Source organism: Methylovirgula sp. 4M-Z18, assembly GCF_037890675.1.
GTDB lineage: Bacteria > Pseudomonadota > Alphaproteobacteria > Rhizobiales > Beijerinckiaceae > 4M-Z18.
Genome location: NZ_CP149574.1, coordinates 1346818 through 1362314, shown reverse-complemented (window position 1 = coordinate 1362314; position 15497 = coordinate 1346818). Strand labels below are relative to the sequence as shown.

Below are 15497 nucleotides of genomic sequence, written 5' to 3'. Positions count from 1 at the left end.
GATGGAGAGGTCTACCTCTAATCGAGATGCGCGCGCTCGTCCTCTCGCGCCGAAAACCCTAATGTCTTCGGTCGCGCTCGTAGCGCTCATGCTTTCGCTGCCAGGGAGCGCTGCGGCGGCCGAGCGACGAGTGGCTTTTGTCGTCGGAAACAGCCACTACGCGGTCGTTCCGCAACTGAACAATCCGGACAATGATGCACAAGCCGTTGCGGCGGCCTTGAAGCGTCAAGGTTTCGAAGTCGTATCGGCCCTCGACTTTGATCGCGCCGACTTCGACAAAGCTCTCCAACAGTTCATTCGAACGCTGCCGGGGGCGGAGCTCAGCGTCTTCTATTATTCGGGGCACGGTGTTCAGGTCGGAGGCGACAACCGTATCATTCCGATCGACGCGAAGTTGCAAGATCCAGCAGACCTGGAAGTCGAGACGATCAACGTCAAGACGATCATGTCCTATATGCAGCAGAACTCCAAAGCGCAGCTGGTCTATCTCGATTCTTGCCGCAACAATCCGTTTCAATCGCGGTCATTTCTGATCGGGCCGCAAAAACAGATGGCCGTTGCCGGCATCGGCCTGGCGCCTCTGAGCTCCGTGCCCAGCAGTCTCGTTGCCTATTCAACTCAGCCCGGCGCTGTCGCGGAGGATGGGAGCGGCGACAACTCGCCATTCACAGCGTCAATGCTCAAATATTCGTTTACGCTCGGCGTCGACGCGCAACAGGCATTGGACAAGGTCGCCGAGGACGTGTGGCTCGCGACCAACAAGCGCCAGCGCCCATGGTCAATCAGTACGTTGACGCAGCCCGTCTATCTGGCCAAACCGGTCATTCGCATCGCTGCCGCGGTACCCACAGGCCCCACGACAAACGTCGCCGTCAAGATTGGTGCAGCGCCACGGCAGACTCCGGACACAGGCGCAACAGTTCAGGACACGCCGGTGCATGTCGCCGCGTTGCTTGGAGAAACGCTCAGCCAACCGCGCCGCGTTCCGATCGGTGTCGGTCAAGTGGCGATGCTGGATGATTTCCCGCTCGTTCGCGCCGCGACCGGGGCGCAGATCCAAATCACTGCCGCACCGCGCTTCGGCACCATGTACCTCAATGGCGCGCCTTTGACGGAAGGCGATATCGTCGATCAGAATGCCATTCGCTCCGTGACGTTCGAACCGTCCATCGGCTCGGAAGGAAAAATGCAAAATGTTCAGATGAAGGTGGTGCAGCCGGATGACAGCAACGAGGGTCAGATCGTCACCGGCAAGATCGAACCCTATGTAACGGCCTGCGATGAACAGGCGGGTGAACCGCTCGACCCGAAAGGTGTGACCGCGGGCAAACTGCCAAACGAGATCGACGCGAAGGCAGCAATTGCCGCATGCAGCGCGGCGGTCGCGAAGTTTCCCGAAGTCGCGCGCTATAAATACGAACTCGGCCGCGCCAAGCTGGCCGACAAGGATGTGGCGGGTGCAACCGAACAATTCAATGCAGCTGCGTCGGCTGGATACACCCGCGCCTATTACGAATTGGGCTATCTGGCGCAAAGTGGGCTTGGGCGCCCGCAGGATCTCGGCGAGGCCAACCGGCTCTTTAAAATGGGAGCCGATCAGGGCGACCCCTACGCGATGTTGTCCTATGGCCGCAATCTCGCCCAGGGGCGCGGCGTGGCGAAATCGGTCGACGAAGGCGTAAAATTGCTGAAGCGCGCTGTCGAGCTCGGACACACCTATGCGATGAACGAGGTCGGCTCCATGTATTACTACGGCCAAAATCTGCCGGCAGATCCAAAACGCGGTGTTCGGTTCTATGAAGCGGCGCTGGCGCGAAACGACATTTATGCCATGCGCAACATGGGTATCGCTTATCTTGAGGGAAAGGGAGTCGCTCGAAACGCCGCAACCGCGATGAAGCTTTTCAAGCAGGCCGCCGACGGCGGCCACCCCTTTGCACCCACCAACATTGGCGTGATGTATTTTAAGGGCGATGGCGTCAAGAAGGATCTACCGACCGCAATAAGCTGGTACGAAATCGGGGCGGAACGTGGAGATTTATACGCAGCGTCCAATCTCGCCTGGATCTACTCCAAAGGTCCCGCGGCGCAGCGGGACCCTGAGAAGGCCGCCTGGTATTCGAGCCTCACCGTTGCACTGGATTTCTACGGGGAGCACAAGCAGGAAGTACAAAATCTTCGTGCCCTTCCGCAGGCGGCAAAGGAGCAGGCCATAGCGAAGCTGCGCGGCGAATTGGGGAACGATGCAGCAGAAACAACAGCTGACGTCGACGATACGATCGTGGTTCTTGCGCGGAAAGCCTGGCAGAAGCGTAATCCGCGGTTCGACTTGTTTTAGAAAAGGCGCGAAATTTATCTCGGTTGAAGTAGGACAATGCAGTTGATATTGACGACCTGACGCCGGCATTCCAATCGGAATAGCCATTCTTGCAAGAGACAAGATTCCGAAGAGGCAATGCCTCCGCCGATGTCGTGATCGAGTCCGCCAGCGCGCCGCGGCGCGCGGTATCTCGCGGCGGCCGCCGTCAAAGTCAGAACGGCGCAAAAGTCCAAGACAGGCCGAGCAGACCCTGAACGGATGGCGCCGCGCCGAGGCCAGTGTTTAGGTCTACGTTCGCAACGGCTTGCAAATTGAAGAAAACCGCAAGCCGCGGCTGCTTGATGCCGTTGATCACGACGTCGCTCAACGACAAATTGGTCTGGTTCCCCAGGGCCAGGCCCGCGGTGGGAGACTGACCGTGATTGAATGTCAGCATGGCTTGCACGAACGGGTTGACGAAGTCGACCGGGCCGAGGCTGACGCCGAGGTTGCCGAGGCCCATTTGCCCAAACGCCTGCGCCGACCAATCGCCGTTGACCGTGCCAAGGTTCTGTGAAAACTGCCCTCCCGCAGTGAGCAGAAAATCCGGCCTCCCGGCGTTGCGGGCCAGAAGCGAGTATTGCCCGGTCAGAACCAAGGGCGAGACCGCCCAGGGATTGATCTGCGCCTGACTGCCAGCCTGTAAAGTCAGGAAGCGAATCGTCTTTGCGGGGAGAGGCGGCGGCGGACCCGGATCATCGGGCGTGTCAGCAACATTTTGAAACAGATTGAACGTTGGCCTGTTGCCGCGATCAGCAACATTTTGAAGCAGATTGAACACTGGCCTATTGCCGCGAATGGCTTGGCTCCCCTCGTAGGTCCGCGGGATCAACTTACTGTCTGGCGATAGCGTCACCGTCCGCAGGTCGAGAAGAACGCGCCCGGTATTGGGGCCAACGATTCCGTCGATCGCCAGAGGCTTCTTCTCCACGCCGCCGCCCGGCGTGATCGGCATCTTGACCAGATAATCCTCATTGAGAGATTGGAATTCCTTGACCCGTGCAAGCGTCAGCGGGCCGAACTGTCCATCTGGCTTCAACGGCGTATAGAGCGGTAGCGGCAGGTGATAATTCAAAAGCCGCTGCACGGCAGCGACGTCCTCACCGCTCATTCCTAGAGATAGATTGCGACCCATGATTGTCCTCCTACTCAGATCAGCACGGGAATCGACGATGCCCACCGGTGCTCAAGAATTTCGCGCCCGGCGCCCCGGGCTTGCTGCCTTCCACCGGGCGTCGCGTGTATTCGATGAAGCCGCGCGGTGATTCCATTGTGAAGCCGAACACGCGGCGCGTCGACAATGGACCTAATTGTATTCACCTTCGGTCGTCTCAAGGACTGCTGCCACATCGCCGCTCGATTTGACGGCAGCGTCAAGAACATCATGGGGACGATTGCTCGCGCCGCTGAAATCCCCTGATGGTTATGGGCCACGCTCTAGTCCACGACATAGGTGAACTCGCCCTCTTCTATGCCAACGCGCGCGTCCTTGATCTCTTGGCCGGCAATCGCCTTGCCGAGAATCCGCTGCGACAGAGCTGGAAGTAACGTATTGGTGACGATGTTGTCGACCATGCGTCCCCCGGAGTCCGGATCGTTGCACAAGGATACGATCTTCTCCACCACGGCATCGTCGTAGGTGAACGTGGCGCCGTGATTGTCGGCGAGCCTCTTGCCGATGCGGCCCAGTTGCAGCCGCACGATGGCACCCAACATGTCCCCCGAAAGCGGATAATACGGGATCGTGACGATGCGACCCAGAAGCGCCGGCGGAAACACCTGCAGGAGATGCGGTTTCAGATCTGTTGCGAGTTGCTCCGGATCCGGCTTCTCGGCGCCGCTCGCAGCAGCATCCATGATCATCTCTGTTCCGGCATTGGTCGTAAGGATGATCAGCGTGTTCCTGAAATCGATCCGGCGGCCCGATCCATCCTCCATCACGCCCTTATCGAAGACCTGGAAGAAGATCTCATGGACATCGGGATGGGCCTTTTCCACTTCGTCGAGAAGGACGACGCTATAGGGGCGGCGGCGGACCGCTTCGGTCAGTCGGCCGCCCTCGCCATATCCGACATAGCCCGGAGGAGCCCCCTTCAGCGTGGAGACCGTATGCGCTTCTTGAAACTCGGACATATTGATGGTGATCATGTTCTGCTCACCGCCATAGAGGGCCTCGGCCAAGGCCAGCGCCGTCTCCGTCTTGCCGACGCCAGATGGTCCGGCGAGCATGAAGACGCCAATGGGCTTGTTGGGATTATCCAGCTTGGCGCGATTGGTCTGAATGCGCTTGGCAATCATCTTGAGGCCGTGGTCCTGACCGATCACCCGTTTGGCCAGGATATCGGCGAGGGTGAGGACGGTCTGAACCTCATCCTTCACCATGCGACCGACCGGAATGCCGGTCCAGTCCGACACCACGGATGCCACGGACTGCTCGTCGACATAGGGATAGACCATCCGCTTTTCCGGATCGATCTGGCCCAGGCTATCGATGATATCAGAGAGTTCTTCCCGAGCGGTCTCTGTGTCCGGCCCAGCGTCGGCAATTCGGCGCCGAGCCGCCATCAGTTTTTCGACCATGGCTCTCTCGCCGTCCCACGCTTTTTCCAACTCCTCCAGCTTGGCCTTGGCCTGCGTGATTTCATCCTTCACGATGGCAATGCGCTTCTCGTCGGCGCTGCCGATGTCGCTTTCCCGTTCCAACGCTCGCAACGTCCGCTCGTGCGCGGCGACGGCAACGCGCGCATCCTCGACGGCCGCGGGCGTCGCGTTTTGCGATATTGCCACGCGCGCTGCTGCCGTATCGAGAAGGCTCACGGCCTTATCCGGCAATTGGCGCGAGGGGATGTAACGGCTGGATAATTTGACAGCTGCAACCAGGGCGTCGTCGGTAATATGGACCTTGTGATGTTCCTCCATCGGGGTCAACAGAGCACGCATCATGTTGCAGCACTGCTCCAGCCCGGGCTCGCCGACATTGATCGGCTGGAAGCGGCGCGTCAATGCGGGGTCTTTCTCGATATGTTGGCGATATTCCGACCAGGTCGTGGCAGCGATCGTCCTGAGCGTGCCCCGTGCCAGCGCAGGCTTGAGCAGATTGGCTGCATCCCCCGTTCCCGCCGCTCCTCCCGCGCCGATCAGGGTGTGCGCTTCGTCGATGAACAATATTGTCGGCGTTGCCGCAGCCTGGACCTGATCGATTACCGAGCGCAGACGCTGCTCGAATTCGCCCTTCATCGAGGCGCCAGCCTGCATCAATCCGATATCGAGCGCATAGAGCTTGCTGCCCTTGAGCGGCGGTGGGACATCCCCCGCGGCAATGCGTTGCGCAAAGCCTTCGACGACTGCCGTCTTGCCGACCCCCGCCTCACCGGTCAGGATGGGATTGTTCTGGCGCCGGCGCATGAGGACATCGACGACCAGGCGGATTTCCTCGTCGCGACCAACGATCGGGTCCATTGCGCCGCTTGCGGCGCGCTGCGTCAGATCGATGGCAAAGCGATCGAGCGCAGTGGTCCCTTTGGCGGCATGTTCGGACTCGCCACCTGCGCTCTTTGCGACCAGTCCCGAACCGTCCATCGGACGCATGTTCTCTTCGACCGAGTCCCGCCAGATCTTGCGGTGTTCGTTGGTGAGGCTTTCCACGTCGATCTTGCGAAACTGTTTGGACAATCCATGCAGCGTTCGTGCGAGACGCGGATCCTTCAGCACAGCCGTGAGAATGTGCCCGGTCCGAACCTGCGTTTCGCCAAACATCAATGTCGCGTAGTTCCAGCCTTGGCTGAGCGCGTCGAAGATGTCGTCCGAAAATCCAGGCAGCTCAGTCTTGTTCATGGCAAAGCCGGCCGTAACGGCGCTCAGGTCGGCCAGCAGGCTTCCCTGATCGAGCTTGAAATGCTCCGTCGTGATGGCCAAGTCGTTCCTGCCCGCTTGGAGAAGCACTTGCAGCCAATGCGCAAGCTCAAGGTTGCGGTTGCCGGCGCCCTGTGCCAGGCGGAACGCTTGCATAAAGCTCTCGTAGCCGAGCGGATTGAGCTTCCCAGTGAGCACTTCGAGGTTAACATCGGCCATGGACATTACCCCTGTGATAGTTTGCGACGCCGTGCGGCGCCAATTTCTGCGGGATGAAAGTGACAATCCCACCGAACACGATCGCTTGCATCAGGACCTTCAGCCCGTTTGCCCATCCACGACGTCCAACCCAGGCGGCCGAAGCCGCCAAGCTGTACGGGCCTCGTTTTGCCTTCGGACAGCCCGAACTCGACATCATAGATGACGCTGTCGCCCAAATAGAAACGCACGGCGTCCGCGAGCGATTCAAAGTGAACGCCATCCGGCAAAAATGTCTCAAGCTCGCTTAGATCTTCGACTTCCAACCTGATCCGGAACTTGTCTGCGAGGCTATAAGCGGCTCGGCCAATGATGCTGTCGACACCCAACGCACAACTGCCTGAAGCAAGAACCGCTTGTTCGCGTGCCTCAAGCGGCAACCAGACGCCGACAAACTCCTGCACTTTGACATTGGCGTTGAACAACCACCCCAGGATGCCCTCGATCCGCGAGGCACTCTTCACCGCAGGTGCCATCAATCCGGCGAGCGCCAGCTTCGAGAAGTCGTGCAGGTGACCACGACCGCGCATCGCCGGCGTTCCGATCCCGATCGTGGCACCGATATAGGAAAGGAACTGATTTTCCTTTGGACGGTCCGCCTGAACCGCGGGCTTCGCGTTCGCCCAGGCTCGAAAGAACAATTGCTGGAAGCGATCGTTGAAGATATCGAGAAAGCGCGCGAACGCGACATCGCGCATATTGGCCCAATGAGTCGCCTCGTAGCTGGTGTGCAACGGCAGCGCACCTTGCGGCCCCAGCATGCCAAGGAAGCGGGTTTCAACTTCGACCTTGCCGTTCGCTCGCAGCACGATGCGGCTCACATTGGAATCGGGAAATTCGATATGGGGCTGTTGGCCGAGGGCGACCACCGCCTCGGCGGACGAGCCGCTTTCCCCGATGCGTGGCTTGGCATCGGCGAGATGCTCAAGGCGGCGCATGAGATCAAGGAAGTCGTATTCCCCCGCTTCGCCGAAAAGTTGGCCGACCGTGCTCATAGGGAATGCCGCCGTCCAAGTCGCGCTGGCCAGCGCATGATCTCGCCGCGTTCGGCTGACCGAATAACGGTTTCGACAATCGTGTTGAGGCCCACATATTCGGTCAGGAAACGATCGAGGATCGCGCCCAATAGAAAGGCGCCGCTGCCTTCAAAATTTTTCTCATCGAGAGTGACCGTGACTTCGAGCCCGCGGACGACGCCTGCGCCGCTGCGCTGACGGACGCGGCGGTTGATCGGCCTGCTTTTGACTCCCATGATGCCTTGGATTCGCCGCTCGATCGCGGCGTTGGTGTGATTGGCAAAGAGCGAAAGGATTTCGCGCAGCGGCGCCGCGGAATCCTGCTTTTCATTCTCGGCAAGGCCGAGATGGTTGAGACTCAGCATGCTGATAAGCCGCCACGCCGACGTTGCTCCGGCGGCCTGACGGGTGCGTGAATCGGGATCCGTGACGATGGAGTCGCGTGGCAAGGTCGGCCCGACGATACACGCGACCTTAAGCGTCGTCCTGTCTTCGAGAATGAAGTCAGCACCGCCCTGCCCGACCGGTAAATATTCGGTCAAATGGCGGTTCGAACAGAGCGCCCGCAAACTGAGTTCGGCGATCTTGAGTTTGTCAGCTCGATCGCGGTGATTGGTGAGCATGACAAACATGTCACTCCCCACATATTGACTCGGCTGCCCGCTCCGTCGCTCCTCCTGCGAGCGGCGGCGGGGCGCGCGCCGCACTGTATAAAACATCGTCTCGCTTGCAGAAACCCCGCGTGGCGGCCCTGCGTAAAGGGGAAACACTTCCAGCTTGTCGCCACTGCCAGTCACGTGCGCGAACATCTTGACCAAGCGATGCGCTTCGAAATCGAGATGCCGCGACCGGTCCGTAACGACATGGTATTCGTATGCATTGTCTCTTACAGGCACCCGGGCCAGTTGCATCTCAAACAGATTCGAGGCGGAACCTGCGTACATCGCAAAACTGTCGCGTCGCACGACCGATTGCAGCCGGCCATCGGCCTGATCGAGCGCAAAGACGATATCGCATCGATTGGTCCTGATCGCGGATAGGAACGGCCGCAGCTTTGTCAATTTGAATCCGAGAAACTTGGCGGGCAGTACGAAATATTCGCGCAGCAGGTCGAACCCCGTGAAGACGCGCTTGTCAGACGGAAAAAGCGCTTCGTCGGGATCAAAGCCGATCTGCTCCAGACAGGTTTTCGGAAGCGGAACAATGACCGGATCACCGGCATCGTCGAGATAACGCAAGAAGATTCCTATCGTATGTGCAAACAGCTTCTCGTAGAGCCGGACGGCGTCAGCCTCGCCACATACGATGTGAAACGGCAACTCGTCGGCGCTGCAATTGGCGAACCAACACTCAGGCTTCTGCCCCGCTTGCTCATGGGGCGGCTCCGCCGCACGATCGACGGCGGAGCGTTGCACGAGCGACAGTCTCAAGCCAGACATCGGTGCGGGATTGGTCTCAATGCCCAAGGCCTGCAAAGAAGCCGATCCGGACAGGAATTCGGCGTGGCCGATCTCGAACGGCCATAAAGTGATTTCGGAGGCGAGGCGATATTTACAGGCAATACGGCGCTCGCGCTCGACGAACCGGGCATCGGCATAGCAACCGGCGGCGATCTTCACGCCATTCTTGAGATTTGGGTCGCCATAAGGGGGTTCGGCGCAGAACAACGCGGCGGATGGTATCGGCGCCAGGTAGTTCGGGACGAGCTGCTCAAGCAGATTGTTCGTAAATTCATCATATTCGTGCTTGAGCTTGAGCTGCACGCGAGCGGCAAGATAGGCCGCTCCTTCCAGCAAACCGCCAATCATCGGATCGGTATTGTTCTCCAGAAGCCCGCCAAGCCGCTCCGCGACCCCTGGAAACTCGACCGCAAACTGTCTGGCATCCTCCTTCAGAATGCCGAGTTCTCGGTTGTAGAGTTCCAAGAATTCACGATTCATGACATCACAACCTGAAGACTCTAATCTTGCCGCTCTCAGCCTCGACGTCGGCCACAAACTCGACCGGAATATCGGTCGGCGTCGAATACATTTCGGCGTTGATATGGAAACGTAGCTGCCCTGAAGCTGTATCGTCCAACGGTTCGCCCACAACGACCACAGTGCCGGGCACCAGCCGGCGTTCATAGAGCTCGAGCTTCTGCTTGAGGACATGTCCGATCTGCTGCGCCGTTTCCGCATTCGCCACGATCGCGGCCAGGTCCGGCATACCGAAATTCAGAACCGAGGCACCGACTTCCTCGAGGCCGGAAAGATCTTCCATCGCCGCCAGGTCCACGGTGTTGAGCAAGGATGCCAGATCTTCGCCGAGTTCGATTCGCAGTGCAGTTTCGCTGACCGCAGATCGCGGCGACGTGCGCCGGCCTGCAATGACTCGTTCGCCCGCCTCGTTCCGGTTATCGATCGGCTTGGCCGCATCGCGCATGCGGAATGCCTCCCGAAAGGCGTGCATGACGGGGGGCACGAAGCGATCACGTTTGGTGGTCCGAATACGGTTCACATCAATATCCGCGCTGCGTGCCGATGAAAGGAACGCTTCTCTTGGAGGAGGTCGCCTGACAACTTGGGCAGGCGGCCTCCCCGCACTTGATCAAAGACTAGGAGTCCTTGCCCGAGGCAACATTGTAAGTGAAATCGATCGTTCCGCCCTCCGCGGCGCCCGTCGCATCTTGCGGCTGGTACGAGCCCTGGATCTTCTCGTAGCAGATGGAAAAGCTTTCCACGGTGCCACCATCCGGGCCGCCGCTTTGCTGAAAGCTCGTAATGAAGCAATTGGTCAGCGTAATGGTCAGGTAAGTGAGCTTGTCATCCCCGGCCGCCTTGCGCGCGACGAGCTTGACCGTGTCGACGTGCTTTCCGAATAGGCAGTATTGATGAATATTTTCCGAAGCCTTGTCGGCGTATTTGGTGCAGTGCAGGTCTTGCGCTACCGATTTGCCTTTGCCGCCGCCAGTGCCCGCACCGAAGGTGCTCGAGTTCGAAGCGCCGACGGCCCAGCTCTGCAACTCCATATACCCGTCGAAACCGTCCTGCTGCGTCTCGCCGTCAATGCCGTTGATCTGCAAAAGTACGTCTGATTGTGCCATTTTTCTCTCCTATGAGTTGGCCGGATCGGCCCTGTCTTCTGATGTGAAGTTTATCCCATCCGCGCATGCGGCATCGTTCGCTCAAACGAGCGTTTGCGCAGATCGAATTGTTCTTTGTGCTACTTCTGGCTATTGGGCAGCCTCGAAACGAGACTTATGCCAATATCCATTCCCTCGAGCTGATAGTGCGGCCTCAGATAGAATCTTGCGGCGTAATATCCCGGGTTTTCTTCGTCGGGAAATACTTCGACCTTAGCTGCAGCCAAGGGCTTCTTGGCCTTGATCGCCTCGGTCGAATTTTTTGGATCTCCATCGACATATCGATTGATCCAAGTTTGCAGCCACTTTTGCAGCTGATCCTGCTCCATCGTGGCACCGATCTTGTCCCGCACCATGCATTTGAGATAATGCGCGAAACGCGACACGGCGAACATGTAGGGCAGGCGCGACGAAAGATTTTCCGAAGCCGTCGCCTCATCCGTATCCATCTTATGCGGCTTGTAGAGCGACTGCGCTCCGATGAAGGCCGCTTTGTCCGTGTTCTTGCGGTGGATAAGCGGCAATAGGCCAGCTTTAGAAATTTCCGCTTCGCGGCGGTCGCTGATCGCGATCTCCGTCGGGCATTTCAGGTCGATGCCGCCGTCGTCGGTCGGGAAGGTGTGCGTTGGCAGGTTGATGACTTCACCGCCCGACTGAACGCCGCGAATGCGCACCGTCCAGCCATACTCCTTAAAGGCGCGGTTGACATTGGCCGCCATCGCGTAAGCCGCATTCATCCAGGCATATTTTGCGCCGTGATGGCCGTCCGTATCTTCCTCGAACGCGAATTCCTCCACAGGCTCCGACTTCGCGCCATAGGGCTGACGGGCGAGCACGCGCGGCATGCACAAGCCAACATAGCGCGAATCCGGCTGGTCCCGCAGCGAACGGAAGGCGGCATAGTCCGGCGTGTCAAAAATCTTGGCGATATCGCGCGGATTGGAGAGCTCGTTCCAGCTGTCCATTCCCATCACGGAGGGATTTGCCGCGGCAAAAAACGGTGCATGCGCCGCAGCAGAGATCTTGCTGATGTCGCGCAACAGCTGGACGTCAGGTGGGGAATGGTCGAAATAATAATCGCCCACGAGGCAGCCATAGGGGTCACCACCCAATTGCCCATATTCAGCTTCGTAAAGCTTCTTGAATATCGGGCTCTGATCCCACCGCGCACCTGGATAGACCTTAAATTCGCGGTAGAGCTCACCCTTAGATACATTCATGAAGCGGATCTTCAACGTAGTGTCGGTCTCAGTATTGAAAACCAGGTAGTTAAGACCCCGCCAAGCGCTTTCCAGCTTCTGGAATTCGGGCGCGTGAAGGATTTCGTTGAGCTGAATCGAGAGCTGCTGATCGAGCTTGGCGATCATCGAATCGATCGTATCGAGTACATCCTCTTTGACCAACGAGGTGTCTTCGAGCGCCTGCCGGACCAATGTCGCGACGGCATTCTCGACTTCACTCGCGGCGCTGTCATTGCGCGGCTTGAAGCTTTTCCGCAGCAAGCTTGAAAAGGTGTCCAGATCACGCGTCTCGGTCGTCGTGCTGGTCGGTTTGGAGGCTGCTGTTTCGGCCATATGGCTGAACTCCTAGAGCTGGGGCTTCAGGCAGATGAGTTTGTCAGGTCTCTTCGGGATTGGTCTGCTCACTATGATCCTTGAGCAGGCGCATAAGTTCGGGATCCTTCAGCAGGGCCTTGATCTGATCTTCCGCCGCGACCTTGCCATCCATGTAGCGCTGAAGATTGGCGAGTTGCTCGCGCGCCTTCAGCAGTTTGGCCAGCGCAGGCACGCCGCGCACGACCTGGGCCGGATTGAAGTCGTTCATCTTCTCGAAATTCAGCTTGACCGGCATCTTCTCGTCGCCCGCCGCGTTGCCGAGGCGATTGGTGACCTTGAACGCAATGCCGGGTTTGATCGCCTTCATCCGATCGTCGAAATTGTCCATGTCGATGTCGAGATACTTGCGGTCGGCGATGGAGGGCTTCTCCACCTCCGAGGCATTGCCGGAGAGATCCGACATTACCCCCATCACAAATGGGATCTCGACAAGCTTTTCTGCGTTGTAGGGATCTTCGTATTGGATCTGGACACGCGGCGGGCGATTGCGCTTGATGAATTTTTGTCCGCTGTCAGCCATGATCTTCTACCTTTCCTATAGGTATAGCAGCCTCAACTCCCGCGTTTCTCGGATATTACGCAGGAAATACTTCAAAAACTGCAGTTTCGACTATTGAGCCTATGATCTCTTGTACCCAATGCGTGTCTCTCGGGCGCTTGGTCGAAACCCATCTTGGTTGCGTACATCTTGCTCCAAATGGGCCCGCTGGAAATCCCCTATTTTGGGGGCAGTCAGAGGCGCCTCGTCTTCATCTTCAACCGAGGCCTCGATCATGCGAGGCAGCCTTGTTTCGAACGGTCCACGGTCGAACCGCATTGCGCCGCCAAGCGACGCTCACGTTTGCGATAATCCGTCAGGGTCATCATTTTCACGTCGATGAGATCGTAGTCCACCATAAGATATCCGCTGTCGGTGACGATCACCGCTTCGGGCCTAGCGACGAGCAGATCCTGAGCCATGACGCCGACATAAGCCGGACCGCCCCAGACATAGCGGAAAGCATACATTCGCAGTCCGCTGGGGGAATGACCGACCGCATGGATATGGGTTTTGAGACGTCGATCCGAACCCCATCCGCCGCCGCCACCGCTGCTACCACCGCTACTGCCGCCACTACTGCCGCCGGAGCTACCGCCGCTACTTCCGCCGCTGCTACCGCCACTGCTCCCACCGCTGCTGCCGCCGCTGCTGCCGCTACTACCGCCACTGCTGCCGCCGCTGCTGCCACCGCTGCTACCGCCACTACTACCGCCGCTGCTGCCGCCGCTGCTACCGCCGCTACTACCGCCACTGCTGCCGCTGCTGCCTCCACCGTTGCTGCCGCCACTGCCGCCGCCAGCTCCGCCACCGTTGCCGCCACCGCCTTGCCTGTCGTTATCGACCCTCACGCGCTGCTTTGGGGGCTCGCGGTAGAGGGGCGCGCAGCCCGCAACCAGAGTAGCCAAACCGGCTCCGAATACGCCCAGCAGCAGCGTCCGACGCAGACCGAACTTACTCGTCATTGATGCCTCCCAAATCTGGCCGCGCCCACGGTGCGGTTCGGTTGCTTTTTTTGGCTGCGTCGGGTTCCTCTCGTCGGGAGCCTACGCAGCGATCAGTTGAATCGGTCGATTGCAGACAAATGATAACCACCGCCTACGGCTTGATGTGGCATGTCTGACGGATCAGACCGCTCCTGCCGAGGTTGGTGGCAACACAGAAAAAAGTTCAGCAAACAAAAACTTGGGAACGGATGCCCAGCGCATGGACGTTCCTACTTACCATTCCGAACCGCGTCTCAACCTAATGACGTCGGGTTTGCTTGTATGTGCGGTTCGGCACAACGCGAAAGATAGATCATCCCGCATAGTGTGTTGCCCTTCGCGTTACGCGATGCCGATCCAAATCGTTCCAAACAGAAAGCCATGGTCGTTGTAGTGGGCGGCGGGAAGCCGAATTTCCCCACAAGATCGAAGCTGGCCGAACTCCAACCTAATGTCCCGCCATTGGCGTCGAATTGCACGACGAAGGCGAGGTAGTGCCCGCCACGAGCGGCGCGGTCTGCTCACCAGCCCGTGAACGCCGAATTCTTCTGGATTGAGGGTTGATCACCCCTAACAATATGTCGGTTTAGATTCCCGATCTTGCGGCACCAACCAGCCCCTTTGACCGGTAAAGTCATCCGAGGCTTGCCGATATACAAAATCATGAAGCCCCGCCCCTGACAGCCCCCAAAATAGGGGATTGCGGGTGAGAAGATTTGCCACAAGATGTAGCATGCGATGAAGCGATAGATGTCGACTGGGCATGTGGGAGTTAGAGAATCCGCAGCGCGGTTCAGATGGCGATGCGGGTGCCCATTGTGCACAATCTGGTACGGCGCTAAAGTTGCACAATATCATGGTGATTTCACCTTGGCGCATGCACATAAGGTGGAGGGACTCGCCCGATGCAAATTCACAAGATGAAGGTCCCCAAAGCGGGTTGAGCGAGGTGCTCCACTTGGCGCTGTGCGCCATCGGTTTGATTGGCCTATGGTCCGTTCTGTCGGAATGCTCCAATGACAAAAGCAAATGTTGCAGACGCAGCCCAGCCCGTAATCCGAGTTGCTGTCATTGAAGACGATCCCGCCGCCCTCGAGCGCATCAGCGCCGCTCTCGAGGCGGCACCAGATATTTGTGTCGTCGGCACCGCACCTAACGTTGCAACCGGAAAGGTCCTTATAGATTGCTGTGACTTTGACGTGCTGTTGTGCGATTTGGGGCTTCCAGACGGTTCCGGCATGCCCCTCATCCGTCACGCAGCCCGGAAGGCCGCTGCCATCGATATTATGGTCATCACGATTTTTGCCGATCAGGACAAGGTGCTGGGAAGCATCAAGGCCGGTGCACGAGGCTATCTTTTAAAAGATGAGCGCTTCGACAGTTGTGCTGAGAGCATTCGCGAAGTGCGCCGCGGTGGATCGCCGATAAGCCCCGTCATCGCCCGTCAATTGCTCAAGGAATTTCAGCCGTCAGAACAGGATGCCGATAAGAAAGGCCTGGAACTGCTCTCGAAGCGAGAGCTCGAAGTGCTCAAGCTGCTTGCACGCGGATTCTCTTTCATCGAGATCGGCGATATTCTGAAGATCGGTCGGAGTACCGTGGCTACATATGTCAAGAATATCTATCAGAAGCTCGAGGTAAATTCGCGCTCGGAGGCCGTGTTCGAAGCCACCAGCATGGGCGTCATAAATATGCCGCGCTAAAATAGTCGGCGTAAGGCTTGTGGCTCATAATCAGCCTCCAAGAGT

Annotated in this window: 11 protein-coding genes; 2 read left to right on the top strand and 9 right to left on the bottom strand. The window is 58.4% G+C overall.

Annotated elements, in window-relative coordinates; translation table 11 throughout:
- Window positions 1-61: 61 nt before the first annotated feature.
- Entirely contained in the window at window positions 62-2338 is a 2277-nt protein-coding gene (locus tag V9T28_RS06170) for a caspase family protein (RefSeq protein WP_339071832.1), read from the top strand.
- A gap of 193 nt (window positions 2339-2531) precedes the next feature.
- On the opposite strand, the gene V9T28_RS06165 is transcribed toward V9T28_RS06170, so the two are convergent.
- From V9T28_RS06165 to V9T28_RS06125, 9 genes are all read right to left on the bottom strand, one after another.
- Entirely contained in the window at window positions 2532-3539 is a 1008-nt protein-coding gene (locus V9T28_RS06165; protein ID WP_147306506.1) for a peptidoglycan-binding domain-containing protein, read from the bottom strand.
- 257 nt (window positions 3540-3796) lie between these two features.
- Window positions 3797-6430: a type VI secretion system ATPase TssH gene (tssH, locus tag V9T28_RS06160; RefSeq protein ID WP_116402455.1), complete on the bottom strand. Its 2634-nt coding sequence runs from the start codon at window positions 6428-6430 to the stop codon at window positions 3797-3799.
- Between the two features lie 5 nt (window positions 6431-6435).
- On the bottom strand, window positions 6436-7464 hold the full coding sequence (gene tssG, locus V9T28_RS06155; protein WP_116402399.1) for a type VI secretion system baseplate subunit TssG: 1029 nt from the start codon (window positions 7462-7464) through the stop codon (window positions 6436-6438).
- Entirely contained in the window at window positions 7461-9425 is a 1965-nt protein-coding gene (gene tssF / locus V9T28_RS06150) for a type VI secretion system baseplate subunit TssF (RefSeq protein WP_116402398.1), read from the bottom strand. The genes tssG and tssF overlap by 4 nt, the downstream gene beginning before the upstream one ends.
- Before the next feature lie 4 nt (window positions 9426-9429).
- Window positions 9430-9984: a type VI secretion system baseplate subunit TssE gene (gene tssE / locus V9T28_RS06145; protein ID WP_147306505.1), complete on the bottom strand. Its 555-nt coding sequence runs from the start codon at window positions 9982-9984 to the stop codon at window positions 9430-9432.
- A gap of 97 nt (window positions 9985-10081) precedes the next feature.
- Window positions 10082-10570 carry an Hcp family type VI secretion system effector gene (locus V9T28_RS06140; RefSeq protein WP_116402396.1) on the bottom strand — a complete coding sequence of 163 codons (489 nt, stop codon included), beginning with the start codon at window positions 10568-10570 and terminating at the stop codon, window positions 10082-10084.
- 119 nt (window positions 10571-10689) lie between these two features.
- The gene (gene tssC, locus V9T28_RS06135; RefSeq protein WP_116402395.1) at window positions 10690-12183 is read right to left on the bottom strand and encodes a type VI secretion system contractile sheath large subunit; all 1494 of its coding nucleotides are present in this window, start codon (window positions 12181-12183) and stop codon (window positions 10690-10692) included.
- 43 nt (window positions 12184-12226) lie between these two features.
- A complete protein-coding gene (gene tssB, locus V9T28_RS06130; protein ID WP_199500252.1) occupies window positions 12227-12745 on the bottom strand; it encodes a type VI secretion system contractile sheath small subunit in 519 nt (172 codons plus the stop codon).
- Window positions 12746-12996: 251 nt separating this feature from the next.
- Window positions 12997-13233 carry a hypothetical protein gene (locus V9T28_RS06125; RefSeq protein WP_158554883.1) on the bottom strand — a complete coding sequence of 79 codons (237 nt, stop codon included), beginning with the start codon at window positions 13231-13233 and terminating at the stop codon, window positions 12997-12999.
- 1532 nt (window positions 13234-14765) lie between these two features.
- Between V9T28_RS06125 and V9T28_RS06120 the strand changes: the two genes are divergently transcribed.
- Window positions 14766-15452: a LuxR C-terminal-related transcriptional regulator gene (locus V9T28_RS06120; protein WP_116402393.1), complete on the top strand. Its 687-nt coding sequence runs from the start codon at window positions 14766-14768 to the stop codon at window positions 15450-15452.
- Window positions 15453-15497 lie beyond the last annotated feature (45 nt).